The 22,422-nt window shown below is 62.4% G+C and carries 30 protein-coding genes; 25 read left to right on the top strand and 5 right to left on the bottom strand.

The features are described from left to right. Positions 1-200 precede the first annotated feature (200 nt). Entirely contained in the window at positions 201-701 is a 501-nt protein-coding gene (locus ACW7G1_RS05920; protein WP_456978785.1) for a lactoylglutathione lyase family protein, read from the bottom strand. 94 nt (positions 702-795) lie between these two features. On the opposite strand from ACW7G1_RS05920, the gene ACW7G1_RS05915 reads away from it, so the two are divergent. Together ACW7G1_RS05915 and ACW7G1_RS05910 are read left to right on the top strand one after the other, a co-directional pair. Further along, positions 796-1,665, top strand: coding sequence for a LysR family transcriptional regulator (locus ACW7G1_RS05915; protein ID WP_456978784.1), 870 nt, complete (start codon positions 796-798; stop codon positions 1,663-1,665). A gap of 461 nt (positions 1,666-2,126) precedes the next feature. After that, entirely contained in the window at positions 2,127-2,660 is a 534-nt protein-coding gene (locus ACW7G1_RS05910) for a GNAT family N-acetyltransferase (RefSeq protein WP_456978783.1), read from the top strand. A 330-nt stretch (positions 2,661-2,990) separates the two neighbouring features. Here ACW7G1_RS05910 and ACW7G1_RS05905 read toward each other — a convergent pair whose 3' ends face one another. Beyond that, a complete protein-coding gene (locus ACW7G1_RS05905) occupies positions 2,991-3,917 on the bottom strand; it encodes a LysR family transcriptional regulator (protein ID WP_456978782.1) in 927 nt (308 codons plus the stop codon). Positions 3,918-4,028: 111 nt separating this feature from the next. On the opposite strand from ACW7G1_RS05905, the gene ACW7G1_RS05900 reads away from it, so the two are divergent. The 14 genes from ACW7G1_RS05900 (at position 4,029) to ACW7G1_RS05835 (ending at position 14,367) form a co-directional block, all read left to right on the top strand. Beyond that, complete coding sequence (locus ACW7G1_RS05900; protein WP_456978780.1) at positions 4,029-4,769, top strand: SDR family oxidoreductase; 741 nt, start codon at positions 4,029-4,031, stop codon at positions 4,767-4,769. 56 nt (positions 4,770-4,825) lie between these two features. Further along, entirely contained in the window at positions 4,826-5,737 is a 912-nt protein-coding gene (locus tag ACW7G1_RS05895; RefSeq protein ID WP_456978779.1) for an SDR family oxidoreductase, read from the top strand. A 3-nt stretch (positions 5,738-5,740) separates the two neighbouring features. Next, positions 5,741-6,664, top strand: coding sequence for an NAD(P)/FAD-dependent oxidoreductase (locus ACW7G1_RS05890; RefSeq protein WP_456978778.1), 924 nt, complete (start codon positions 5,741-5,743; stop codon positions 6,662-6,664). Continuing rightward, positions 6,661-7,413 (top strand): glucose 1-dehydrogenase, encoded by a 753-nt coding sequence (locus ACW7G1_RS05885; protein ID WP_456978777.1) that lies wholly within the window; start codon positions 6,661-6,663, stop codon positions 7,411-7,413. Before ACW7G1_RS05890 ends, ACW7G1_RS05885 begins: the two co-directional genes overlap by 4 nt. After that, the gene (locus tag ACW7G1_RS05880) at positions 7,410-7,652 is read left to right on the top strand and encodes a hypothetical protein (protein ID WP_456978776.1); all 243 of its coding nucleotides are present in this window, start codon (positions 7,410-7,412) and stop codon (positions 7,650-7,652) included. Before ACW7G1_RS05885 ends, ACW7G1_RS05880 begins: the two co-directional genes overlap by 4 nt. A gap of 121 nt (positions 7,653-7,773) precedes the next feature. Then, on the top strand, positions 7,774-8,160 hold the full coding sequence (locus ACW7G1_RS05875; protein ID WP_456978775.1) for a hypothetical protein: 387 nt from the start codon (positions 7,774-7,776) through the stop codon (positions 8,158-8,160). A 68-nt stretch (positions 8,161-8,228) separates the two neighbouring features. Next, the gene (locus tag ACW7G1_RS05870; protein ID WP_456978774.1) at positions 8,229-8,597 is read left to right on the top strand and encodes a GFA family protein; all 369 of its coding nucleotides are present in this window, start codon (positions 8,229-8,231) and stop codon (positions 8,595-8,597) included. Continuing rightward, a complete protein-coding gene (locus ACW7G1_RS05865) occupies positions 8,598-8,741 on the top strand; it encodes a hypothetical protein (protein WP_456978773.1) in 144 nt (47 codons plus the stop codon). 106 nt (positions 8,742-8,847) lie between these two features. Next, on the top strand, positions 8,848-9,759 hold the full coding sequence (locus ACW7G1_RS05860; RefSeq protein ID WP_456978771.1) for a DUF2268 domain-containing putative Zn-dependent protease: 912 nt from the start codon (positions 8,848-8,850) through the stop codon (positions 9,757-9,759). A 36-nt stretch (positions 9,760-9,795) separates the two neighbouring features. Then, positions 9,796-9,981, top strand: coding sequence for a hypothetical protein (locus tag ACW7G1_RS05855; RefSeq protein ID WP_456978770.1), 186 nt, complete (start codon positions 9,796-9,798; stop codon positions 9,979-9,981). Between the two features lie 201 nt (positions 9,982-10,182). Further along, positions 10,183-11,808: an L-glutamate gamma-semialdehyde dehydrogenase gene (gene pruA / locus ACW7G1_RS05850; protein WP_456978769.1), complete on the top strand. Its 1,626-nt coding sequence runs from the start codon at positions 10,183-10,185 to the stop codon at positions 11,806-11,808. A gap of 223 nt (positions 11,809-12,031) precedes the next feature. After that, the gene (locus tag ACW7G1_RS05845; protein ID WP_456978768.1) at positions 12,032-12,493 is read left to right on the top strand and encodes a hypothetical protein; all 462 of its coding nucleotides are present in this window, start codon (positions 12,032-12,034) and stop codon (positions 12,491-12,493) included. Positions 12,494-12,643: 150 nt separating this feature from the next. Then, positions 12,644-13,666 (top strand): Gfo/Idh/MocA family protein, encoded by a 1,023-nt coding sequence (locus ACW7G1_RS05840; RefSeq protein WP_456978767.1) that lies wholly within the window; start codon positions 12,644-12,646, stop codon positions 13,664-13,666. A 197-nt stretch (positions 13,667-13,863) separates the two neighbouring features. Next, positions 13,864-14,367, top strand: a complete 504-nt coding sequence (locus tag ACW7G1_RS05835; RefSeq protein ID WP_456978766.1) for an N-acetyltransferase family protein — start codon at positions 13,864-13,866, stop codon at positions 14,365-14,367. A gap of 95 nt (positions 14,368-14,462) precedes the next feature. On the opposite strand, the gene ACW7G1_RS05830 is transcribed toward ACW7G1_RS05835, so the two are convergent. Both ACW7G1_RS05830 and ACW7G1_RS05825 read right to left on the bottom strand, forming a co-directional pair. Next, a complete protein-coding gene (locus ACW7G1_RS05830; RefSeq protein ID WP_456978765.1) occupies positions 14,463-15,014 on the bottom strand; it encodes an SRPBCC family protein in 552 nt (183 codons plus the stop codon). Next, positions 15,011-15,415, bottom strand: a complete 405-nt coding sequence (locus ACW7G1_RS05825) for an ArsR/SmtB family transcription factor (RefSeq protein ID WP_456978764.1) — start codon at positions 15,413-15,415, stop codon at positions 15,011-15,013. The genes ACW7G1_RS05830 and ACW7G1_RS05825 overlap by 4 nt, the downstream gene beginning before the upstream one ends. A 120-nt stretch (positions 15,416-15,535) precedes the next feature. On the opposite strand from ACW7G1_RS05825, the gene ACW7G1_RS05820 reads away from it, so the two are divergent. The 8 genes from ACW7G1_RS05820 (at position 15,536) to ACW7G1_RS05785 (ending at position 20,300) form a co-directional block, all read left to right on the top strand. Beyond that, complete coding sequence (locus tag ACW7G1_RS05820; RefSeq protein WP_456978763.1) at positions 15,536-16,459, top strand: bifunctional helix-turn-helix transcriptional regulator/GNAT family N-acetyltransferase; 924 nt, start codon at positions 15,536-15,538, stop codon at positions 16,457-16,459. A 19-nt stretch (positions 16,460-16,478) separates the two neighbouring features. Beyond that, positions 16,479-16,802, top strand: a complete 324-nt coding sequence (locus tag ACW7G1_RS05815) for an antibiotic biosynthesis monooxygenase family protein (RefSeq protein WP_456978762.1) — start codon at positions 16,479-16,481, stop codon at positions 16,800-16,802. 9 nt (positions 16,803-16,811) lie between these two features. Then, positions 16,812-17,156 carry a TfoX/Sxy family protein gene (locus ACW7G1_RS05810; protein WP_456978761.1) on the top strand — a complete coding sequence of 115 codons (345 nt, stop codon included), beginning with the start codon at positions 16,812-16,814 and terminating at the stop codon, positions 17,154-17,156. 34 nt (positions 17,157-17,190) lie between these two features. After that, positions 17,191-17,742, top strand: a complete 552-nt coding sequence (locus tag ACW7G1_RS05805; RefSeq protein ID WP_456978760.1) for a YdeI/OmpD-associated family protein — start codon at positions 17,191-17,193, stop codon at positions 17,740-17,742. A gap of 44 nt (positions 17,743-17,786) precedes the next feature. After that, the gene (locus tag ACW7G1_RS05800) at positions 17,787-18,293 is read left to right on the top strand and encodes a GFA family protein (RefSeq protein WP_456978759.1); all 507 of its coding nucleotides are present in this window, start codon (positions 17,787-17,789) and stop codon (positions 18,291-18,293) included. Positions 18,294-18,405: 112 nt separating this feature from the next. Next, complete coding sequence (locus ACW7G1_RS05795; RefSeq protein WP_456978758.1) at positions 18,406-18,798, top strand: EF-Tu C-terminal domain-related protein; 393 nt, start codon at positions 18,406-18,408, stop codon at positions 18,796-18,798. Then, complete coding sequence (locus tag ACW7G1_RS05790; protein ID WP_456978757.1) at positions 18,798-19,307, top strand: lysozyme inhibitor LprI family protein; 510 nt, start codon at positions 18,798-18,800, stop codon at positions 19,305-19,307. Before ACW7G1_RS05795 ends, ACW7G1_RS05790 begins: the two co-directional genes overlap by 1 nt. 93 nt (positions 19,308-19,400) lie before the next feature. Next, positions 19,401-20,300, top strand: a complete 900-nt coding sequence (locus ACW7G1_RS05785) for a CPBP family glutamic-type intramembrane protease (protein WP_456978755.1) — start codon at positions 19,401-19,403, stop codon at positions 20,298-20,300. A 23-nt stretch (positions 20,301-20,323) separates the two neighbouring features. On the opposite strand, the gene ACW7G1_RS05780 is transcribed toward ACW7G1_RS05785, so the two are convergent. Then, positions 20,324-21,028: a hypothetical protein gene (locus ACW7G1_RS05780; RefSeq protein ID WP_456978754.1), complete on the bottom strand. Its 705-nt coding sequence runs from the start codon at positions 21,026-21,028 to the stop codon at positions 20,324-20,326. A gap of 255 nt (positions 21,029-21,283) precedes the next feature. On the opposite strand from ACW7G1_RS05780, the gene ACW7G1_RS05775 reads away from it, so the two are divergent. Continuing rightward, positions 21,284-22,408, top strand: coding sequence for an alpha/beta hydrolase (locus ACW7G1_RS05775; RefSeq protein ID WP_456978753.1), 1,125 nt, complete (start codon positions 21,284-21,286; stop codon positions 22,406-22,408). Positions 22,409-22,422: the final 14 nt, after the last annotated feature.

The following is a 22,422-nucleotide window of genomic DNA, read 5'->3' as shown; positions in this document are numbered from 1 at the left end:
TGCGGGATCGTCTCTTGCCGGAGAAATCCCTCCCAGTCTGCCAGCTCACCTCTTCTTTTCCGGGCGTCGCGGGTGTTGCACTTACTTTGTTAACCTGCGATGCCTAACAATTCGTTCAAGCCGAACCCACTTCGTGAGTCGGCTTAATCAGGCGTTAAATCCAGCGGGCTTCGCCCGCTGCAACTCCACTTGCCAATGGCTCAATAGGCTCCCTCGCTGTATATCAGCTCATAGCTATGGCTGTAGATCTCTACGATGTTTCCGAATGGATCTTCCATATAAATCATGCGGTAGGGCTTCTTACCCGGATAGTAGTAGCGCGGTTTCTCCATGCGCCGTTTACCACCAGCGGCCACGATACGCTCGGCGAGTTCTTCAACGTTGGGGTCTTGCACGCAGAAGTGGAAGACGCCGGTTTTCCAGTATTCAAAGTTGTCTGCCGGTTTTTTTTGATTTTTGAACTGGAACAGCTCCACACCAATCCGGTCACCGGTGGATAGATGGGCGATTCGGAAGCTTCCCCACCCTGCTCCGAAGACATCCGTGCACATCTCTCCGATTGCGCTGTCGTCCTCTTCGATCTCGGTTGGTTCCATGATCAGATACCAGCCCATTACCTCTGTGTAGAACTGGACGGCCCGCTTAAGGTCTGGTACGGAAATGCCGATGTGTGAGAAATTTCTTGGGTAAACGTTGCTCATTGCGTGTCCTCCTCTCGTAACATTGAGAATAGGTTACAGAGCACCTATAATTATGTAAAATTATCATTTGTCATTAGGATGATTACATACTGTAATGATAAACACTACCTGGTTACGCAGCTTTTGTACCCTCGTTGAAATTGGTCATTTCACCCGAACGGCCGAGCGCCTGCATATGACGCAGTCGGGGGTGAGTCAGCATGTGCGCAAGTTAGAAGAGCAACTCGGCACCGAGTTGCTTGTAAGGGAGGGTAAGAAATTCTCGCTCTCGGATGCAGGCGAAAGGCTGTACGCCGAAGCGCAGGATATTCTATTGGCGTTGTCGAATCTGGAGCAAAAAATCGGAGAAGATCCTCCTTATGAAGGAGTGGTGCGGGTGATGTCTCCGGGGAGCGTTGGACTCAAGCTATACTCACATTTATTGGCGTTGCAGAGCAGGCACCCAAAACTCATTATCGATTATCGCTTTGCACCCAATTCCGATGTAGAGAGCGCAATCGCGGAATCCACCATGGATATCGGATTTATGACGTCGAAATCCGCCCTGCCGGACGTCAGTTGCACTCCTGTTGCGGAAGAGTCGCTATTGTTGGTGACGCCTTCGATGGTTGAAGACCCGGATTGGAAAACCTTGATGGCTCTAGGCTTTATTGATCACCCTGACGGAAGTTATCACGCCAACCTGTTGCTTGGCGCCAACTATCCTGAGTTCCAGCACAGCAACCTGTTTCCTAAAAAGGGATTCTCAAACCAGATCGGATTGATTTTGGAGCCGGTCAGTATGGGGATGGGTTTTACAGTGCTACCGGCCTTTGCGGTTGAGGCGTTTAACAAGCCCGAGCAAATCAAAATTCATTGGCTCTCCAATCCGGTAAGTGAGACGCTATACCTTTGCTGCCGGCGCCACAGGGCACTGCAGAAGAGAATGGAAACCGTCATTGTGGAAGCCAGGCGATGGCTCTGAATTCGGTCGAGATTTAACAAAGCACTTCAGCGGACAAGCCGATGAATTCGGTGTTAGGTCCCAATAGAAACATCATGCGTGGCAGTGAATGTCGCAACGATTGCTTGATGCGCTTCACCACAGTTTTCGGTTCTGCAACTCGTGACTCTTCCCGCTCCGCCGTTGTCAGCGGACACGCCCGGAGGCCTGCGCAACTGGGTTCTCGCTCGGCCATATCAAGGCAACCGTCTCAGTTCGCGCAGTGCAGCTCATCCGGCACAGGTGCCATCTAGTACGCTGCTCCCAGCATGGTCTTTCGCAACTGACTTTTCTCGGCTACGGTTGCAACCTAACTGGTCGTTCAAGCCGAGCCCGCGAAGCCCCATTTCCACGCAGAGTCGTAGCTCGGTTTCCACCAGCATCCGGTCTACGCGTTGCGGGCCGGCTTAACTACGGTGTTAGCCCTCAGAGAAAATTCCAAGATGTTTGACCATCTGCCCTACAACCTGCAGCGTCTCCGCCTCCGATCATTACGGCAAGACGATCTCAGCGCTTTCCACGCTTACCGCTGTGACGCTGAGGTTGCCAGGCTTCAGGGTTGGTCGCCCATGACAGCCGCAGACGCTTCGGGCTTTCTGGAGAGTCAAGTCCAGCACGCTTGTCTGGTTCCTGGCGCGTGGCATCAGTTAGGTATCGCTTCCGTAGAAAATGACTTGTTGATCGGTGATGCGGGCATATGGCTTTCGCCGGACTGCGCACAGGCCGAATTCGGCCTTAGCATCACCCCGGCTGCGCAAGGTAACGGTTACGGCACTGAGTGTGCTCGTGGGCTGATCGGTTTACTGTTTTCAGCAACCCCTGTTGCAGAAATTGTTGCTAGTACCGATGCCCGCAATGCAGCGTGCCTGACCATTTTGGCGCGCTCTGGCATGCGTCAGATCGATACTCGGCAAGTTGATTACAAGGGCGAAATCTGCACAGAACAGGTGTTCTCAGTTGGTAGGACTGAGAGCTAAGAACTCATTCAAGCCGAAGCCGCTTCGCGGCTCGGCTTGATTCAGGCGCTAGACCTGCCCGTCACTGGCGGCGACCACATGCTCAAGACCTCAACTGGTCGTCGCATTGGAGAGGCAATAGTTGACTACCTCTCTTGGGCTACTTCCCGGCCATCAGGTCGCAAGTTCAGGGCTGACTAACATGCTGGCACGCAGGACTAGCAGTTCATTCGATCCGAACCCGCTACGCGGGTCGGTTTAACTCAGGCGTTAGCCATTTCTGCAACATACGAAGCGTGAAACGGGGCCGTGAAACGGGGTCAGGTTCACTTATCGTGAGAAGAAAGTGCATCACCCCGTTTTTGGGTAGTTGCCATTCTCAGGGGCGTCGCGTGTTCGATATTGCTGCGCCAGCCAATCGATGAAGACGCGCAGGCGGGGCGAAAGCTGACGTGTGTGGGAATAGAGCGCATGCACCGGCAGGAGCGGCGGCGGGTAGTCCGCCAGCAATTCGACAAGCGTACCCTTGGCAAGCTCGGAAACCACACCGTAGCGCGGCACCTGAACGATGCCGAGGCCGGCACAGGCCGACGCACGGTTGGTGTCCGGTCCGGTGACCGTAAGAACACTGGGCAACATCAATTCCTGAACCTTGCCCGCAACGGTGAATGCGAGCGGCCTGATGGACGATGAGTCAGGGGCCAGCAGACCCATCATTCTATGGCCGTTGGTGAGATCATCGAGCGTGCGCGGCGTTCCGAAGCGAGCGAGATAATCCGGACTGGCGAAGGTGCCGCGCTTTAACTCGGCCAGCTTGCGGTAATAGAGCGAAGAATCCGTCAGCGCGCCGGCGCGCACGATGCAGTCGTAGCCTTCTCGTACCATGTCGAGCGGCTGGTGAATTTCGCTTAGATGCAAGTGGATGTCGGGATAGCGCGCAAGGAAGTCCGGCAGGCCGGGCAGCAGGAAATAGCGCGCCTGCGTACCGTGAACATCGACGCGCAGCAGGCCCGAGGGCTTGGCTCCACTGAAACCCGCTTCTGCATCCTCCAGGTCGGCAATCAGGCGAACGCACCGCTGGTAATAGGCTTCCCCGTCCAGCGTGGGCCTTACAACGCGCGTCGTTCTTTCAAGCAGGCGTACACCCAGCCGCCGTTCCAGGTGCTTGACGGCATCGGTTGCGGTCGAGCGCGGCACTCCCAGATCGTCGGCCGCCAATGTGAAGCTGCGCCGCTCGGCGACACGGGTGAAGATGCGCATGGCATCGAAGCGGTCCATATTATTTGCTCGCTACTTTCGGATAGTGATGCCAGATTACAGGGGATTATCCGAGACTTTGAAAAGCACAGACTCTCCTTTGTCAGCAACACACCACAAAGGAGAACTCGAATGACTACGAACACCAACAAGGTCGCAATCGTCACCGGAGCCTCGCGTGGCATCGGTGCAGCGATTGCCCAACGCCTCGCCAAGGACGGCTTCACGGTCGTCGTGAACTACGCTGGCAATGCCGGCGAGGCCGAGCAACTGGCAGGCAAGATCGAGGCTGCCGGCGGCAAGGCCCTCACCGCGCAAGCCGATGTCAGCGATGCGGCGGCGGTGGCGCGTCTGTTCGACAAGACCGAAGCGGCTTTCGGCGGTATCGACGTTCTGGTCAACAACGCCGGCATCATGCGCCTGGCGACGATTGCCGATGGCGACGACACCCTCATCGACAGCCAGATTGCTGTCAATCTCAAGGGGAGCATCTACACCCTGCGCGAGGCCGCACGGCGTCTGCGCGATGGTGGCCGGATCGTCAATTTATCGACCAGCGTCGTCGGGCTCAAGCTCGAAACCTATGGCGTCTATGTCGCCACCAAGGCCGCGGTCGAAGGGTTGACTGGCGTCCTCGCCAAGGAACTGCGCGGCCGCAACATCACCGTCAATGCCGTTGCGCCCGGACCGACTGCGACAGCGCTCTTCCTCGACGGCAAGTCGCCGGAACTGATCGAGCGCATGTCGAAGATGAATCCGCTCGAACGGCTCGGTACGCCCGAGGACATTGCGGCGGCCGTCGCCTTTCTCGCCGGACCCGATGGCGCCTGGATCAACGGTCAGGTGCTGCGCGCCAATGGCGGCATGGTCTGACCCCCATCCCCTCAATCACGCGCCCAAGAGCGCGATTAATTGAAAGGAACACTGTCATGTCCAAGAAGATCATTCTCATCACCGGCGCTTCCAGCGGCTTCGGCCGCCTGACGGCGGAAGCGCTCGCCCGTGCCGGCCACACCGTCTATGCCTCGATGCGCGACATCGCCGGGCGCAACGCGAAGAACGCGACCGAACTGGCGGAATTGTCGGCGCGCGAAGGCGTGGACCTTCGCTCCGTCGAACTCGATGTGCAGTCGGAGCCCTCGAGCAATGCAGCCGTCGAGGAGGTCATCGCTGGAAGCGGACGGATCGACGTGCTCATCCACAATGCCGGCCATATGGTGTTCGGCCCGGCCGAAGCCTTCACGCCGGAGCAATATGCCCAGCAATATGACGTGAACGTGCTCGGCACGCAGCGGGTGAACCGCGCTGCGCTGCCGCACATGCGCGCCGCCAAACAGGGCCTGGTGGTCTGGGTATCAAGCAGCAGCGTGACCGGCGGCACGCCGCCCTACCTGGCACCCTACTTCGCGGCGAAGGCGGGAATGGATGCGTTGGCGATTCAATATGCCCGAGAGTTGTCCCGCTGGGGCATTGAAACCACGATCATCGTGCCGGGGGCTTTCACCAAGGGCACCAATCACTTTGTCCATTCGGGCCGGCCGGCCGACGAGCAGCGCGTGGCGGAATACGAGGCTGGTCCATACAAGAGCTTTGCCGAGGAGCTGCAGCCCAAGCTGGCAGCGACCGTGCCGGACGATGCCGATCCTGAAGGTGTGTCGCGTGCGATCGTCGATGTTGTCGATACGCCCTTCGGCGAACGCCCCTTCCGCGTTCATTACGACCCGGCCCAGGACGGTGCGAACGTCGCCTTCGCGGTGATGGACCGCGTCAAAGCTGAAATGCTTCACCGCATCGGCCTTGCCGATTTGCTCAAGCCGGCGAAGCTGGCCGGAGGTCTTTGAATCATGCAGCAGGTTGTCGATACAGTCGTTGTAGGTGCGGGCATTGCCGGATTGAGTGCTGCGCTTTTCCTCGGGCGCGCGGGGCGCTCGATGATTGTCTACGACGGTGGCCCGCAGAGGATCTTCGCCGTGGACGAGGTGCGCGAATTTCTGGGCTTCGACAGAATGACGCCTGCCGAGTTGCTGAAGCGCGCCCGCGACGAGGTGCTCCGCTACGGCGTCAATATTCGCACGGAGCTCGTTCAGGCGATCGTGCCACGAGAAGATGGTCTGTTCGATGTGCGGAGCCAAACCGACGTTGTTACTGCGCGGAGCATCGTGCTTGCGACCGGCCTCACCGACGAGCTTCCGCCGCTGTCGGGTCTGCCTCAAGCGTGGGGACGCGACGTTCGGGTCTGTCCGTGCTTCGATGGATATGAGGTTCGCAATCAGCGTTTCGTCGTGTTCGGCGTACCGGACCGCCTTGCGCAGATGGCGTCATGGGTCTGGATGTGGTCATCCGATGTAACGGTTGTCACCAAACACATCTTCAGCCAAGCGGACGCGGAGCGTCTCAGACTTCTGGACATCAAGATCACGCAAGATGTGGTGACGGGGCTTGTTCATCGAGGCGAACGGCTTGCTGGGCTGTCAACCGAAAGTGGCGGGGAAATACCTTGCGATGCCGCTTGGGTGGCGGCAAACCTCCGCGCTGCCTCGAATCTCGCGGCGTCGATATGTGACGTCGACGATGCTGGCTTCGCGAAAACCGACAGCGCAGGACGCACAACCCGACCAGGGATTTTTGCGATCGGAAATGCCAACGATCCAGTGGCGCATCTCGCCCACGCCGCCGCGGCTGGCACGACGGTCGGCCCCATCGTGACGATGTATCTGCTGGGATCCCGACTGGCTGAAAGACGAGCTGCGTTGGAGTTAACTTTATGAAAACATTTGCCAACAAAGTTGTTCTCGTTACCGGCGGCACCTCTGGCATTGGCCGGGCCACCGCCCTTGCCTTTGCTCAAGAAGGGGCCAACGTTGTCGTTGTCGGGCGGCGGGAAAGTGAGGGCGCCGAATCGGTTGCCCTCATCGAGCAAGCAGGCGGCAAAGGATTGTTTGTGCGGGCCGATGTTTCGGCCGAAGAAGACGTTGCCTCAATGGTTGCGCAGACCGTTGAGGCGTTCGGTGGCTTGAATTTCGCTTTCAACAATGCGGGTGTTTTTCTCGAATCCAGCCCCATCACCGAGGTGACGACTGAGACCATCGACCGCATCCTGGCCGTCAACGTGCGCGGCGTCGCGCTTTGCATGAAGCACGAAGTTCCCGCAATTATACAAAGTGGCGGTGGCGCCATCGTCAATACCGCCTCGTTTCTGGGTATCAGACCTTTTCCAAGCACAGCGGTATACAACGCGAGCAAGTTTGCAGTGATCGGGCTGACCAAATCGGTGGCAGTGGAGTTCGCAACGCAAGGGGTACGAGTCAATGTGGTGTGTCCAGGCGTGATCGACACACCCATGAACGAGGAGACACGAGCGGAAGAAAGCGGCCGTGACTTTCTCAATGGACTGCAGCCGATGAAGCGCACTGGTCGCCCCGAAGAGATCGCTGGGGCGGTCCTTTACCTGTGCTCGCCGAGCGCAGCGTTTACTACAGGCACGACCCTTAGCGTGGATGGAGGAATCGCGGTTTGAGCGGGCTGCTTCTTGAGGACGGGCGCGTCGAGCAGATCACCGGCTTCGGCGGTTTGATCGTCGTGGCAGTGGATGACCTCGACCGTGAGCGGAGCATTTTGTCGCCCGCGGGACTGCATCTGGTCCCGCGCTTTGGGGAATCGTTGTTTGTCTCGGCGACCGAGTACGGTCGGGAGGACATCCTGCGCATCTCCCACTATGCGGGGTTGTCCGAGGCGGGCTGGGCACAAGAGGTGTGAAAGTCGGGACCAGCCGCGCACCCGGCCCTTGGCAAACGCCGGCCGGTCCGACGCCGCTTCGCGTTGGTTCTATCAGGGCGCAGGCCACTTGTTCGTCCCTGCGCCCTAAGGAGGATCCACGATGCGAATTGCCAAGCAGGACATACCCGTCAGGATTGATGTGCCCGGGGCCGTCGCCCGTCAGAAGACGGAGTTCGGCAGCGCCGCCGACTGCGGCACGATCAGCGGGGAGTACTTTTCACTCGGCGCAGGCACCGATATCGCGCCGCTGCTGCAGGGGCTGGAAAACGATCTTTGCCAATCCCCGCATTGGGGTTACCTGCTGCAAGGTGCGCTCACTGTCACCTACGCGGACGGGGGCAGCGAGGCGGTCAATGGCGGTGACTTGTTCTATTGGCCACCCGGGCACACGGTCAAGGTCGGCCAGGATGCCGAGGTCGTTCTCTTCAGCCCGCAGCACGAGCACAGCAAAGTGATCGATCACATGCTCGGAAAGATGGCCGGTTAACGGCAGCGGGCTGGAAAACGCCATCCATTTGCCGGACCCTTGTCGCATCGTCCGACGAGGAGCATCCGATGGATTATCCGATCGAAGGCGGCTGCACCTGCGGCCAGGTCCGTTACCGCATCCTCACCCGGCCGCTGGTGGTGCATTGCTGCCATTGCCGTTGGTGCCAGCGCGAGAGCGGCGCGTCGTTCGCACTCAACGCGATGATCGAGTCGGACCGGGTGGAGAGCCTCGGCGTGGCACCGGAGCTGGTGGATACACCGTCGGCCAGCGGTCGCGGGCAGCAGGTGATGCGCTGCCCAACGTGCAAGGTGGCGTTGTGGAGCCATTACAGCGGTAGCGGCCCGCTGACCCGATTCGTGCGGGTCGGCACGCTCGACAACCCCGACGTATTGCCGCCGGATGTGCACGTCTGCACGGCGTCGAAGCAGCCGTGAGTGGTGCTGCCCGATGGGGCGAAGGCGTTCGAGGACTTCTACGACCGCGACGCCGAATGGCGCGAGGACAGCCTGGCGCGGCTGGAAGTGCTGCGCCCGCGTATCGAGGCGTACCGCGCGTCGTTGCCTCCGCTTGGACGCTGACGTCGGTCGGCGTACTGCATATGCCGATCCGCACGGTGCCGGTTGGGACGTTCGATCCCGTGACACCGCATGGCACCGTTCCAGCACGGAAAGCCTGGAGAACAGCATGATCAAGATTGCGATGGCCACCATCACTTTCGTGGCTGCCACGGCAGCAGGTAATGTCGCGGCGAAAGACACGCAGCCCGTCATCGAGACCGGCGACGTCACCCGCTTCTACGAAATCTACGACGCCGCCGATGGGCACCCCACGGCCGAGACATTGCAACACGACTATCTGGACCCAGGTTCGGAAGGCCTGCACCAGCTCGCGCGGCTGCGCCGGGTTACCGGCGAGTCGATCGCCGCCGCCATTGCCAAACGGCCGGAGATCTATGTCGAGGCGCGCGATTGTGCCGATGTCCTGCCGCAGGTGCGTGAAAGACTGGCGGTCGCGATGGGCAAGCTCACCGATCTCTATCCCGAGGCGCGCTTTCCGCCGATCACGATCGCGGTGGGTCGCGGCAAGCCGGTCGGGGTTGGCTCGCGTGATACCGGCGTGCAGATCGGCCTTGAGGCGCTGTGCGCGACCGACTTCATCAACCCCGATATCGAGGACCGGCTCGTGGGTGTCGCCGCGCACGAGTTCGCGCATGTCCAGCAGTCGGCCTCGTTCTCCGGGGAGGACGCCACCGTCCTGGCCGAGTCGCTGCAGGAAGGCGCGGCCGAGTTCATCGCGGAACTGACGACTGGTGCCGTCGCCTACGCCTATATGGACGGATTGGTCGCCGGCCGTGAAATGGAGATCGAGACAGCGTTCGCCGCCGACATGGACAAGACCGATCTATCGGAATGGATTTACAACAGCACGCCCGAGAAGCCCGCGGATCTCGGTTACTGGGTCGGCTATCGCATCACCAAGGCGTATTACCAGCAGGCTGACGACAAGCAGCAGGCGCTTCGCGACATTTTCGGGATGACCGACCCGGAGGCGTTCCTGGCCCGTAGCGGTTGGCGGCCGGGTATCGCCCTGGATTAGATTGGGCGCGGTTCCACAAAAATGGAGGCACGTGCAATGGCCAAGACGACTTCCGACATTCGCTTCAAGGCAAAGCTCCACCACCCTGCCGAACCCGGAAAAGGCGCCGCGTGGACGTTCCTGGTCCTGCCCACCGAGAAGCAACCCGAGCCCACCGTCCCGGCCGATCTGCGCAAGGCGCTGGCTGCCGCTCCCGACGCCAAGGCGGTGTGGAGCCGATGAAACGGGGTCAGGTTCACCTATCGTGAGAAGAAGTGAACCTGACCCCGTTTTTGCTCGCGGGTGCGCCATCGGGTCGATGATGGCCGCCAAATTGCCGATGATGCCAGTGTTGCGGCACCTCGGGAGCCGCGCACAAGCTTCCGGGTCTGCCTTCACGGCATGATGCCTACAATCGGTATCCCCCGTGCAGGAGAGTCCGCCATGTCCCTCGCCATCTCCACGGTTCCCGTGCCCGTCAACGAGCCGGTCCGCGCCTACGCCCCCGGATCCCCCGAACGCGCCAGCCTGCAGGCGACGCTGGCGCGGATGTCGGGCGAGACCATCGAGATGCCGCTGGTCATCGACGGCAAGGACGTGCGCACCGGCAAGCTCGGCCAGGCGGTGATGCCGCATCGCCACGCGCATGTGCTCGGCGACTTCCACCAAGGCGGCGCGACAGAGGTGCAGACGGCGATCACCGCCGCGCTGCGTGCGCAGAAGGACTGGGCCAACCTGCCGTGGGAAGCCCGCGCATCGGTGTTCATGAAAGCCGCCGATCTTCTGGAAGGTCCGTATCGCGACGTGATGAATGCCGCGACCATGCTCGGCCAGAGCAAGACCTGCCACCAGGCCGAGATCGACAGCGCCTGCGAGTTGATCGACTTCCTGCGCTTCAACGTCGCGTTCTACGAACAACTGTTGCGCGAGCAGCCGCAAAGTTCGCCCGGCATGTGGAACCGGCTGGAGCATCGGCCGCTGGAAGGCTTCGTGTTCGCGGTCTCGCCGTTCAACTTCACCGCCATCGCCGGCAACCTGCCGACCGCGCCGGCGCTGTGCGGCAACACGGTGCTGTGGAAACCGGCCAGCACTGCCGTCTACAGCGCGCACTTTTTGATGCAGGTGCTCAAAGAAGCCGGCCTGCCCGACGGTGTGATCAATCTGCTCTCTGGCAGTGGCGCGGACATCGGCGATCCCGCGCTGAAGAACAAACACCTTGCCGGCATCCATTTCACCGGCTCGACCAAGGTGTTCCACCAGATGTGGCGCACGGTCGGCAACAACATCGACCAGTACGCGAGCTACCCGCGCCTGGTCGGCGAAACCGGCGGCAAGGACTTCATCATCGCCCACGCCAGCGCCGACCCGGTCGCGCTGGCCACGGCCATCGTGCGCGGCGCGTTCGAATACCAGGGCCAGAAATGTTCCGCCGCCAGCCGCGTCTATGTGCCGAGCAACCTTTGGCCGCAACTCAAGAACCTGCTGGTGGAACAAGTCGAGAGTATCGCGATGGGCGACGTGGCCGACTTCAGTAATTTCATGGGCGCGGTGATCGACGCGGCGAGTTTCAAGACCCAGAAGGCCGCGATCGACGAGGCGAAGGCATCAGGTGACGCGGAAATACTGGTCGGTGGCGACTACGACGATGCAGACGGTTATTTCGTGCGCCCGACCATCATCGTCACCAGCAACCCGGACTACCGCACGCTGCGCGACGAGCTGTTCGGGCCGGTACTGACTGTGTACGTGTACGACGAAAACAAGTGGCTCGACACGCTCGACCTGGTCGACCGCACCAGCCCCTACGCACTGACCGGCGCGATCTTCGCCCAGGACCGCTACGCCATCGAGCAAGGCCTGGAACGCCTGCGCAACGCCGCCGGCAACTTCTATATCAACGACAAACCCACCGGGGCCGTGATCGGCCAGCAACCCTTCGGCGGCGCCCGCGCATCAGGCACCAACGACAAGGCCGGCTCGATCCTCAACCTGATGCGCTGGATCAGCCCGCGCACGATCAAGGAGACGTTCGTGCCGGCGACGGATTACCGGTATCCGTTTATGGGATGAAACGTTCAAACCGAACTCAGATGAAACGGGGTCAGGTTGAGGTGGCCCGGTTTTGGTTTCATTTCGCAGACCGAGAACGACTGCTCTTTCCAGATCAACATCGATAGTTATAGTGCGCGTTATTCAAGCGTTAGTCAGGGGATATAACATGCGATTTCTTTTAGGAATTCTGCTCGCAACGACTATGTGCATTTCTGGTTGCGTATCCATTCCGCTTTCAACCATGATGAGCCTGTCGAGCATGTCTCCGCGCTCATTGGCGCAAGTCGATCCGGCACAACTTCGGGTCAGGCTCTCGGTGCCTCAAGGCTTCGAAGTCGACGTAGCGAAAACCCATCTCAATTTCTCGATTAAAAATCCATCCGTTGCCCAATCAAGCGAAATGGGTGTGAACGCCTTGAGTGTCACAAAGGAAACACGTCCCGGTGGGTTTTTGAGTTCGGATCTTCCGATCACGATATATCTGTTCGCACTCACCCCTGAAGGCAAAGCCGAGTTACGATCACTGCAACAAACCCTGCAGCAGGTCGAGCACGGAACCTTCAATGCCGGTTTTAAGACACACTTTGCCAAACGTCCGCCGGGGGCCGAAAGAATCACCTTCTGGGTAGACCTCAAACTTTCCGCTTCCGAGCCCTTCATGCCGTTGCTGGATGGAGCCGAAGTGGAATTTAAAGACTCATAGTCAGGCAGCCGAGGGGGTTCAACATGTTCATTGCGGCTTTCATCTGGGAACCCGGCGTCTATGACGCAGAGTTCCATCGCCTCAACGCCATGATGGAAGAGCTGGCTCAATCCATGCCGGGCTACCTTGGTGTTGAGTCATGACAGTCGGATGAGCCCTGGGAGGCATCCTGTGCAACATCGTGAGGCGGCTCCAATCATTCGCTGGGGCATGATCGGATGCGGCGCGGTGGCCGAAGTGAAGAGTGGCCCGGCGTTCTACGGTACTGCGGGCTCTGCCCTGACGGCCGTAGCGTCGAGAAGCTTCCTGTCGGCCCAGGACTACGCAAGACGCCATGGCGTCCCATTCGTTTATGAGAACGTAGATGACTTGATTTCGGCTAAAGAGGTGGATGCCGTCTATGTGGCCACTCCGCCTGCGAGCCACAAGGAGTTGGCACTGAAAGTTGCGCGCGCAGGGAAACCTTGTTGCGTTGAAAAGCCGATGGCGCTCGATCACGAAGAATGCCTGAGTATGGTTGATGCTTTCGCAGCGCGGGGGCTACCGCTATTCGTTTCCTACTATCGCCGTTCGTTGCCACGTTTCACGGAACTGAAGTCATGGTTATCGCAGGATCTAATCGGCCAAGTTCGAGAGGTACACTGGCATCTTGTAAAGCAGCCCTCCCCACGAGACCTGAGCGGGGAACCGAATTGGAGGACAGATCCTCTGGCAGCGCCGGGGGGATATTTTTCTGATCTTGCCAGCCACGGCATCGACTTGTTTCATTTCCTGCTGGGAGACATTGACGCCGCGTCTGGTATCGCAGTTAATCAGCAAGGCCTGTATCGAACTGAGGACGCGGTGAGTGCATGTTGGAGGTTCGCGAATGGGGCGCTTGGGAGTGGCAGCTGGATTTTCGGCGGTGCCAGCAGGAAAGATGAAGTTAAGATTATCGGAGAGAGGGGCACGATAAGATTTTCCGTGTTTGATGAGATGCCCCTGGAACTGCATGTCGATGGATCGGATAGATCAGTATTCATTGAAAACCCTTTACACATTCAGACTTTTCATGTCGAAAACATGATCAAACACTTACAGACCGGCTCTCCGCACCCATCTTTGGGTGTGGAGGCTGCGAAAACCAACTGGGTCATGACTGAGATTCTTGCTGGCGCACCTAACAAGGCGTAGGCGACAAGCCTCACCACAGGAGGGCCGCCCGCAGGGGCGGCCTTCTTCGTTCCGGGACGCAGTAGCACGCAACACGCACTTGGCAACGCCGCCGATTTGCCCGACGCTTCGGTGCAATCAGGGAGCCCGACCCATGCCGCGAGTTCATCGACTACATCGCCGAGCAGGCCTCGTTAGACCTCACCCAGGAGTTGCGTGTGAACCAAAGCACAGACGTTGTGAACGTCCGTCTCGCGGTAGAAGCAGACATCCCCAGTTTGCTCCCGCTCATGCGCTCCTTGGCAGAGTTTGAGCAGTACGCCGACACCTTCGCCGTAACTGAGGATGTCCTCCGGGAGCGAGGCTTCCGTCGTTCACCGCCCGACTTCCATGCCTTGGTTGCCGAGAGTGAACACCATGTTGTTGGTACGGCCGTGTTCTACATCGTTCCGTTTACCGCGGAGGCTGTACCTGTGCTGTTCGTGAAGGAATTATTCGTCGCCCCTGAGGCACGGGGGCAGCGGGTTGGAGAGGCATTGATGAAAGCCGTCGCTCGGGAGGCCGTGGCCAGGAGGTGCGGGCGAGTGCGGTGGCAAGTCGCGGACTGGAATGAAGCTGGCAAGCGGTTTTACGAGCGGCTCGGCGCGCAGGCGGACCCGATATGGGTAAATTACGCGCTCTCGGTCGAGGCAGTTCAGGCGCTCGCGGACAACGGTGGATAGCGGCTGCGGCGCTTGGCCGCATTGGCCCAGCGGAGGACGCCGAGCGGCTTAACTCAGGTGTTAGTCCTCACGCACACATATCCGCACCTTTGTTCTCAGGCCGGGATGCGGTGGTCGTATTCGGCGCGCAGGCGCGTCCAGCCATCCCAGAAGGTTTCCGGCGTCTCTGACGTCTCGCCCTTCGCGCGCATGACCAGGATGTCGAGGTGCAGGTGCCAGCCGGCGCCGATCATCAGCAGGTTGGCTCGGTCGGAAATGCCGCGGTGGACCACGGTCAGCAGCACTTGGTCACCCTTGGGCTCGAGGTCGAAGGACACGTTGCCCTCGCCCCAGGCGAAGGCGAGCCGGCGCGGTGGGTCGAGTTCGGTGATGCGGCTTTGCATGCGGTGTTCCTCGCCGAAGCCTTCCGGGCGCCGGCCCGGCGGGTCGGTCAACTCGTCGTTGCGCCAGACGAGCTCGAAGGGTGCGCCCACGTCCAGTTCCATGTCGCCGGCGGCCAGCCATTGGCGGCGCAGTTCGCCCTCGGTGAGGTAGGACCAGATGCGCTCGATCGGACCGGGCAGCAAACGCTGGATGCGCACGGTTTGGGGTGCACTGACGATGCCGTAATCGGCCTCGGGGGTGGCGATCTTGATGGTCTGGTTCATGGCTTTCTCCGTGGGGGACGGGTTCTGCGGGCGGGGGGGTTGCGGGTGGTGTCCCGCTTGGGTTTGGGGGCGGCGTCCTCGGCCTTGAGGATGGCTTCGAGGACATCGAGTTTCCCGGTCCAGAAGCGCTCGTAATGGCGGAGCCATTCCGCACCCGCATGCAGCGGACCCGCGTCGAGCCGGCAGGTATGCACGCGGCCCTGCACCTCGCGTTGGATCAGGCCGGCGCGTTCCAGCACCTGGATGTGCTTGGAAGCGCCCGCCAGCGAGATGTCGAACGGCGCGGCCAGTTCGCTCACGGTGCGCTGACCAGCGGCCAGGTCGTGCAGCATCGCGCGCCGGGTCGGGTCGGACAGGGCGCGGAACACGGTGTCGAGCGGGGGGGAGTATTTGTCAACCATATGGTTGAATATATGCCGCTCAAGGTAATTGTCAACCGTTTGGTGAAATATTTTCCGGCGCCATCGCGGACGAACCGGAGTCTGCTTGCGTTGCGCCATTTGTCTGATTAAAGTCAGGTAATGGACAGCACCCAGATCGAGCGCGTGCGCCGCTTCAACCGCACCGTGACGCGGCGCATTGGCGTGCTCACCGACGACTACCTCGACAGCGGCCGGCCCTGGGGCGAGTCGCGACTGGTCTTCGAGATCGGGCACGAAGGCGCGGACGTGCGCGACCTGCGCGAACGTTTGTCGCTCGACTCCGGCTACCTGAGCCGCCTGCTGCGCTCCCTGGAGTCGCAGGGCCTGGTGTCCACCCGGCCTTCACCGCAGGACGCACGCGTGCGCCGTGCCTCGCTGACGCGCAAGGGCCTGCGCGAATGGCGGGTGCTGGAAGCGCGCTCGGACGACATCGCGGCGACCCTGCTGCACCAGCTCGGCCCACCGCAACGCGAACGCCTGCTGGCGGCGATGGCGGAGGTGGAGCGGTTGCTGCGCGCCGGCGCGGTCGCCATCGCCGCCGCGGACCCGGCGGGACGCGAGGCGCGCGCCTGCATCGCGGCGTACATCGCCGAACTGGAACAGCGCATCGGCACCGGCTTCGATCCCGCACGCGGTCCCAGCGCCACACCGCGGGAGCTTCTGCCGCCATACGGCGTATTCCTGCTCGCGCGGCTGGATGGCGACGCCGTCGGATGCGTCGCGTTGAAGGCCATCGGCGACGGCGTCGGCGAGATCAAGCGCCTTTGGGTGCACCCGTCGGCGCGCGGGCTCGGCGTCGCGCAACGGCTGCTCGACACACTGGAGACGCAGGCTATCGACATGGGCATGCACACGCTGAGACTCGACACCAACCGCAGCCAGGTCGAAGCCCATGCGCTGTACCAGCGGCAGGGTTACGCCATGATCGCCGCGTACAATGACAACCCCTACGCCGACCATTGGTTGGAGAAACGCGTCGCACCCGCCAACGACCGCGGCATGCCCGGGGACGGCGGCCACTGACCGGCACAGAAGGATTCCCATGCCAGCCAACACGCCACGCCCCCCCTACTACGCCGTCATCTTCACCGCGCAGCGCACCGAGGGTGACAACGGCTACCAGGAGATGGCCATCCGCATGGACGAGCTGGCGGCGCAACAGCCCGGCTACCTCGGCATCGAAAGCGCCCGCGGGGCGGACGGGGCCGGCACTACCGTCTCCTATTGGGAAAGCCTGGAATCGATTGCCGCCTGGAAGCGCAACGCCGAACACCGGCTCGCCCAGTCACAGGGCCGAGCGGACTGGTACTCGCAGTACACGGTGAGGATCGCGAAGGTCGAGCGGGCCTACGGACGCGAAGGCTGAGATCCGCCCATGGCCACCACCCGCGAGTTCATCGACTACATCGCCGAGCAGGCCGATCTCGGCGCCGCGTTCACCCACAAGCGGATGTTCGGCGAGTACGGTCTGTACCTGCACGACAAGGTGATCGCATTCGCCTGCGACAACAGCCTCTTCATCAAGGCCACGCCGGCGACGGAAGCGCTGACCGCCGGACTGCCCCAGCGGCCGCCCTACCCGGGCGCAAAGCTTTACCCGGTGGCCGACGAGTTGCTCGACGATGGCGATGCGTTACGCGCCCTGCTGGTGGCGACCGAAGCTGCGTTGCCGGCGCCAAAGCCGAAGAAGGCCAAGGCAAAAAAGCGCAAACCGACCTGAGTCCCACGGCGCGACAAAACGAGACTGACTGGATATGACCAAGACCACGTCAAGCATCCACTTCAAGACCAAGCTCCTGCGGCCGGCAGAACCTGCGAAGGCCACCTGGACCTTCCTCATCTTGCCCAAGGCCGCCAGCGGCAAGCTCCCCACGCGGAGCATGACCACCGTCGACGGAACCCTTGGCGGCGCGCCATTCCAGGCGACGCTCGAGCCGGACGGCAAGGGCAGCCACTGGCTCAAGGTCGACAAGAAGCTGCGCGAGGCGGCGGGCGCCAAGGCCGGCGATGAGGTCGCGCTGGAGATCAGTCCGGTCGAGGAGGAACCCGAGCCCAAGATCCCGGCCGACCTGCGCAAGGCTTTGGCCGACACCCCGGAAGCCCGGACGGTGTGGAAGGACATCACGCCGGTCGCGCGGCGCGACTGGGTCCACTGGATCACCTCCCCCAAGCGGCCGGAAACCCGCGTGCGCCGGATCGAGACCGCCTGCGACAAGCTCGCCAGCGGCCAGCGACGCGCCTGCTGTTTCGACCGCTCGGGGATGTACAGCAACAGCCTCGCACCGCCCAGGGCGGCGAAGGACTAGGCTCCGGATCACGTTTACCTGCCCCGGTCACGAAGGAGACCCGGATGGACTACCCCATCGAAGGCGGCTGCACTTGCGGCCATGTCCGCTACCGCATGCTCACCCGGCCGCTGGTCGTGCATTGCTGCCATTGCCGCTGGTGCCAGCGCGAGACCGGCGCGTCGTTCGCGCTCAACGCGATGATCGAATCCGACCGGGTGATCCACCTGGGTGCGGAGCCGGAGTTGGAGCGGATTCCGTCGGAGAGCGGCTACGGCCAGCTGGTCGCGAGTTGCCCCCGATGCAAGGTCGCGGTCTGGAGCCACTACCCCGGTAGCGGGCCGCTGACACGCTTCGTCCGCATCGGCACCCTGGACAACCCCGACGCGCTGCCGCCTGACGTGCATGTCTGCGCAGCGTCGAAACAGCCGTGGGTGGTGCTCTCCGGCGACGTGCCGGTCTGCGAGGAGTTCTACGAACGCGACGACGTGTGGCGCGAGGAAAGCCTGGCCCGGATCGCAGCGCTGCAGCCACGGATCGACGCCTACCGGGCGACGCGGCAACCGATGTAGGCGCTGGAAGCCATCGCGCAGACAGACTATTGATCCACAGCGGCGATGCCCTGGGCATCATGCGAATACGGTAGCGTAAAGCCACCTAACGCATGGAGCACTCCGCATGAAGATGTCCATCCTTGCCGTCCTGGCGCTGTCCAGCCTTTGCACTCCAGCCTTCGCCGCCGAACCGGTGGACGATACGGTTGGCTTCGGCTCCGGGCAGGCGATCCCGGTAACGCTGTCGCTGAACTTCTCGGAGAAGGGCCGCGACGCGCGCATGACGCCAATCCGCGACAACTACCGTCCCAAGGTCCGCTTCGGCGGTCGCGAAGTGGTGTGCATGTTCCACCTGCCCGAGTCGCTCGAGAAGATCGCCCCAGGTGAATCCGGCGAAGTGTCGGCCACCTGCAAGGAACCGGTGTCGGTGTCCCGCGCCAACACGCAATTCACCGTGGTCGAAGGCGGAAAGACCGTCGGCTCGATGGTCGTTCATCTGCCACCGCCGCCGACAGGATCGTGATGCGGCACCCCGTTCGGCTCCGGCACCTCCGCACCCTGCTGGTTCTTGCCGCCGCCATCATGGTTGCGCCGGTCTTGGCCCAGGACAATCGGTCCGACTGGCCGGAAGGCAGTTCAATGCACACCGGCTTCATGATGGCCGAGCGCCGCGATGCGGCCGAGGCGCAACTGGAGCAGCAGCAAGCCCGATTGATGGCACTGGTGATCGGCAGCCGGACCCGGTTCCCCGACCCGCGACTGGTTTCAGCGCTCCAATCGCAGCACGCTGCGTGGCTGGTGTACCGGACCGCCGAGTGCGAGCTATTTGGGGCGCTGACCGGCGCCGGCGGCACGTGGCCCACTACCCATGCGCTCGGTTGCGATGGGCAGCAGACCGAGCAGCGCGTCGAGGAGGTGGCGTTGGCCATCGCCTGCATCGAAGCGCTGCCAGCGGAAGAACGCGAGTTCAGCCAGAATGCTTGCCTGTACCCGCTGGCGCCGATCAGCGGCGAGGACCGGGAGATGTATTGACTCTGGTCGCCCTACTACTCGCGAAGGTCGAGCGGGCCTACGGACGCGATGGCTGAGTTTTCCGATGAACCGTGAATACACGATGCCAGACCAATGAGCACTCTCCCGGCACAAAATATTGCAGGACTCGCGCTTCGGATCTTGCTGGCTGCAGGTGGTTTCGCGGTGATCCTGCCGATGGCCGTCCGGCTCGGCGACCAGTTCGCGGCGCCACTCGCAGGCATATGGCCGGCCACACAACGCATTCCCGGCTCGCTGGCGATCAGCGTCCTGTCGTTCGGATTGCTCTGCGTCCTGTGGCGGAGCCTCGGGCCGCGGGAAGGTGACGTACTGGGTCTGGGCCGGCTGCGACAGGCATGGAAGCCAGCGCTGACGGGATGTCTGCTTTGGGCCGTGCCCGCGGCCGTCGGATTGGCCGCGACCCAGGCCCTGGGCCTGACCGAACTGGGAATCGGCGCCGGCGCGGGTAGCGTGCTGACCCTCGTGGTTATCCACCTGCTGGCGGTGGGATTGGCCGAGGCGCTGCCCGAAGAACTGGTCTTCCGCGGCTATGTCCACGGCCTGCTGGCACGGCGACTGCGGCTGCTCTGGACGCTGCTGCTACAGAGCTTGCTGTTCACGGGTGTCGCCTGTCTGGTGCGGGGCGGTGCGGTCGGCTTTGCCGACCTTGTGATGTTCGTCGCGATGGCCGCGGCCTTTGGCTACCTGCGTGAACGCAGCGGGACGGTATGGCTCGGCGTCGGCATCCACTTGGCCTTCCAGACCGCGTCCCAGATGCTGATCGGCGGCTGGAAGGGTCCGCTGGCCCTCGAGGGCGATCCCATAGTGGCCATGCTGGTCCTGGGTGCGATTCCCTTCACGGTGGCCGTCAACGTCGGCGACTACCTCATCCGCACGCGTCCCGGACTGGTTGGCGTGTACCGGCCAGCCGGGAACAGTACCGGCGATTCACACCCGGTGCCGCTTCGCAGTGCGGCGGAACAGGAGCGCTAGCGCGGCATCCGGCAAATGCGGAATCAGTTCTTGGCCGCCCCCGCCTCCGGTGCCAGCGTCTGCACGACCTTGCCTTCGGCATCGAGGAACTCGATGGCGCCGTAGCCTTCCGCGGTCACGGTCAGGCGCAACCGCGCTCGGCCTTCGGTATCGGCGAGGTTGAGCGAGGGCGTGCCGTCGGCCGCCAGCGCCATCGCGATGCGACGCACGGCCGGATGCGGCACCACGCGGTTGTCGAGCATGGGTTCACGCAGCTGCGGCGGCTTGGCGTTGAGGCCGAACTCCACCGCGCCGTCCGGCATCACCCGCCATCCGACGGCGTCGACGTTGGCATGGTCCAGCGCGAGCACGGCCGCGGTGCCGCCGTCGGCGAGGTCGGCCACGCCGAAGCCGCCGCGCTCGCTGCCCTTGCGGTCGTACAGCACCATGCCGGCAACCGGGAAGGCGCGCTGATAGGACAGCCCGTCGATGATCGGCGACGGGGTGGGTGCGGCCAGGGTCATGCGGATCACTCCGGCCTCGTCGACCAGGTCGATGCGCCGCGCGGTGATGCGCTCATGGTCGACGGACTCGACGGTGGTCACCGGCACTTCGTCGGCGACGATCTTCTGCAGTTGCTCGGCGGTGTACGGCTTGGGCTTGGCAGCGGTGGCCGGGTTCATCGCCGGGGCGATGACGAGGGTGGCGGCCAGTGCGGCCAGCGTGGTGCGGCGGGGGGTGGCAGTCATTGCTCGTCTCTCCTTCAATCGGACGACGCATCATGCCCGGCAATGGCGAGTACGGTCTGTACCTGCACGACAAGGTGATCGCACTCGCCTGCGACAAGCCCGCCCGTGGCCAGCGACGCGCCCGCTGTTTCGACCTCTCAGGGATGTACAGCAACAGCCTCGCCCCGCCCGAGGCGGCTGAGGACCAGGCTCCGGATCGCGTTAAGCTGCGTCGGATTCGGCCAAATCCCGGGGGAGCGCATGAGAAGTACTGGATTGATTTCTTTCTTGCTGGCGGTGCTTTGCCTGCCGTCGCAGGTTCAGGCCCAGACGCCAGAGTGCGGCGAGCTCTGCGGCAAGATGCGCGAGGCGGTCGCGGACCTTGGCCGCATCGTCGCGCCCGACGGCGTGCAGGAGACCTACAAGACCCGCATCGGCGGCATCGACCAGTGGATCAACATCCGCGGGCAGGACGGCGACAATCCGGTGATCCTGTTCGTGCACGGCGGCCCGGCGTCGCCGGCGATGCCGACGGCGTGGCAGTTCCAGCGGCCGATCGAGGAGTACTTCACCGTCGTCCACTACGACCAGCGCGGCGCCGGCAAGACGTTCCTGGAGACCGACCCGGAGACGATCAGCGACACCATCCACATCCCACGCTACGTGGACGATGCGATCGAGATCGCCGAGCACGTGCGCGAGCGGCTGGGCAAGGACAAGCTGGTCCTCGTTGGCCACAGCTGGGGCACGATCGTGGCGATGAACGCGGCGTTGCGACGGCCAGACCTTTTCCACGCCTATGTCGGCATCGGCCAGGTCATCAATACGCGGCTGAACGAGAAGCTGAGCTTCGAGTACGGCCTGCAGCGGGCGCGGGAAGAAGGCAACGCGGAAGCGGTGCGCGAGATGGAGTCGATCGCGCCCTACCCCGGCGACCAGCCGATCACCCGCGAGCGGATCATCACCGCACGCAAGTGGTCGCAGCACTACGGCGGCATGAGCGCGTACCGGTCGGAGTCGCCCTATTACTACCGCGGCCCGTGGTTGTCGCCGGTGTACGACGCCGAGGACGTGCATGCGATCGACGCCGGCAACCTGTTCACGCTCGGGCGGATCCTGCCGGAGTTCCTGGCGGTGGATTTCAGCGACATCGAGTCGTTCCCGATCCCGGTGGTGATGTTCATGGGCCGGCACGACTACACCACGCCGTCAGCGCCGACCGCGGCATGGATCGAGAAGGTTGACGCGCCGTGCAAGGCGGGCGTGTGGTTCGAGAACTCCTCCCACATGATCCCGTGGGAGGAGCCGGGCAAGACCCTGGTCAGCCTGCTGGGGACGGTGCGGCCGCTGGCGACCGGCGGCGGCTGTCCGGCGTCGATGGACACCTCGGCGGTCAACTGATCCCGCGCGCGCCG

The sequence above is a fragment of the Lysobacter sp. A378 genome, assembly GCF_054052125.1.
Note: the sequence above shows the minus strand (reverse complement) of the source record. Positions and strands in the feature narration are given on the sequence as shown.

Excerpts from the sequence above, each read along its gene's own strand:
- ACW7G1_RS05920 (WP_456978785.1), bottom strand. The coding sequence starts at position 701 with ATGAGCAACGTTTACCCAAGAAATTTCTCACACATCGGCATTTCCGTA.
- ACW7G1_RS05915 (WP_456978784.1), top strand. The coding sequence starts at position 796 with ATGATAAACACTACCTGGTTACGCAGCTTTTGTACCCTCGTTGAAATT.
- ACW7G1_RS05910 (WP_456978783.1), top strand. The coding sequence starts at position 2,127 with ATGTTTGACCATCTGCCCTACAACCTGCAGCGTCTCCGCCTCCGATCA.
- ACW7G1_RS05905 (WP_456978782.1), bottom strand. The coding sequence starts at position 3,917 with ATGGACCGCTTCGATGCCATGCGCATCTTCACCCGTGTCGCCGAGCGG.
- ACW7G1_RS05900 (WP_456978780.1), top strand. The coding sequence starts at position 4,029 with ATGACTACGAACACCAACAAGGTCGCAATCGTCACCGGAGCCTCGCGT.
- ACW7G1_RS05895 (WP_456978779.1), top strand. The coding sequence starts at position 4,826 with ATGTCCAAGAAGATCATTCTCATCACCGGCGCTTCCAGCGGCTTCGGC.
- ACW7G1_RS05890 (WP_456978778.1), top strand. The coding sequence starts at position 5,741 with ATGCAGCAGGTTGTCGATACAGTCGTTGTAGGTGCGGGCATTGCCGGA.
- ACW7G1_RS05885 (WP_456978777.1), top strand. The coding sequence starts at position 6,661 with ATGAAAACATTTGCCAACAAAGTTGTTCTCGTTACCGGCGGCACCTCT.
- ACW7G1_RS05875 (WP_456978775.1), top strand. The coding sequence starts at position 7,774 with ATGCGAATTGCCAAGCAGGACATACCCGTCAGGATTGATGTGCCCGGG.
- ACW7G1_RS05870 (WP_456978774.1), top strand. The coding sequence starts at position 8,229 with ATGGATTATCCGATCGAAGGCGGCTGCACCTGCGGCCAGGTCCGTTAC.
- ACW7G1_RS05860 (WP_456978771.1), top strand. The coding sequence starts at position 8,848 with ATGATCAAGATTGCGATGGCCACCATCACTTTCGTGGCTGCCACGGCA.
- ACW7G1_RS05855 (WP_456978770.1), top strand. The coding sequence starts at position 9,796 with ATGGCCAAGACGACTTCCGACATTCGCTTCAAGGCAAAGCTCCACCAC.
- pruA (WP_456978769.1), top strand. The coding sequence starts at position 10,183 with ATGTCCCTCGCCATCTCCACGGTTCCCGTGCCCGTCAACGAGCCGGTC.
- ACW7G1_RS05845 (WP_456978768.1), top strand. The coding sequence starts at position 12,032 with ATGATGAGCCTGTCGAGCATGTCTCCGCGCTCATTGGCGCAAGTCGAT.
- ACW7G1_RS05840 (WP_456978767.1), top strand. The coding sequence starts at position 12,644 with ATGAGCCCTGGGAGGCATCCTGTGCAACATCGTGAGGCGGCTCCAATC.
- ACW7G1_RS05830 (WP_456978765.1), bottom strand. The coding sequence starts at position 15,014 with ATGAACCAGACCATCAAGATCGCCACCCCCGAGGCCGATTACGGCATC.
- ACW7G1_RS05825 (WP_456978764.1), bottom strand. The coding sequence starts at position 15,415 with ATGGTTGACAAATACTCCCCCCCGCTCGACACCGTGTTCCGCGCCCTG.
- ACW7G1_RS05820 (WP_456978763.1), top strand. The coding sequence starts at position 15,536 with ATGGACAGCACCCAGATCGAGCGCGTGCGCCGCTTCAACCGCACCGTG.
- ACW7G1_RS05815 (WP_456978762.1), top strand. The coding sequence starts at position 16,479 with ATGCCAGCCAACACGCCACGCCCCCCCTACTACGCCGTCATCTTCACC.
- ACW7G1_RS05810 (WP_456978761.1), top strand. The coding sequence starts at position 16,812 with ATGGCCACCACCCGCGAGTTCATCGACTACATCGCCGAGCAGGCCGAT.
- ACW7G1_RS05805 (WP_456978760.1), top strand. The coding sequence starts at position 17,191 with ATGACCAAGACCACGTCAAGCATCCACTTCAAGACCAAGCTCCTGCGG.
- ACW7G1_RS05800 (WP_456978759.1), top strand. The coding sequence starts at position 17,787 with ATGGACTACCCCATCGAAGGCGGCTGCACTTGCGGCCATGTCCGCTAC.
- ACW7G1_RS05795 (WP_456978758.1), top strand. The coding sequence starts at position 18,406 with ATGTCCATCCTTGCCGTCCTGGCGCTGTCCAGCCTTTGCACTCCAGCC.
- ACW7G1_RS05790 (WP_456978757.1), top strand. The coding sequence starts at position 18,798 with ATGCGGCACCCCGTTCGGCTCCGGCACCTCCGCACCCTGCTGGTTCTT.
- ACW7G1_RS05785 (WP_456978755.1), top strand. The coding sequence starts at position 19,401 with ATGAGCACTCTCCCGGCACAAAATATTGCAGGACTCGCGCTTCGGATC.
- ACW7G1_RS05780 (WP_456978754.1), bottom strand. The coding sequence starts at position 21,028 with ATGACTGCCACCCCCCGCCGCACCACGCTGGCCGCACTGGCCGCCACC.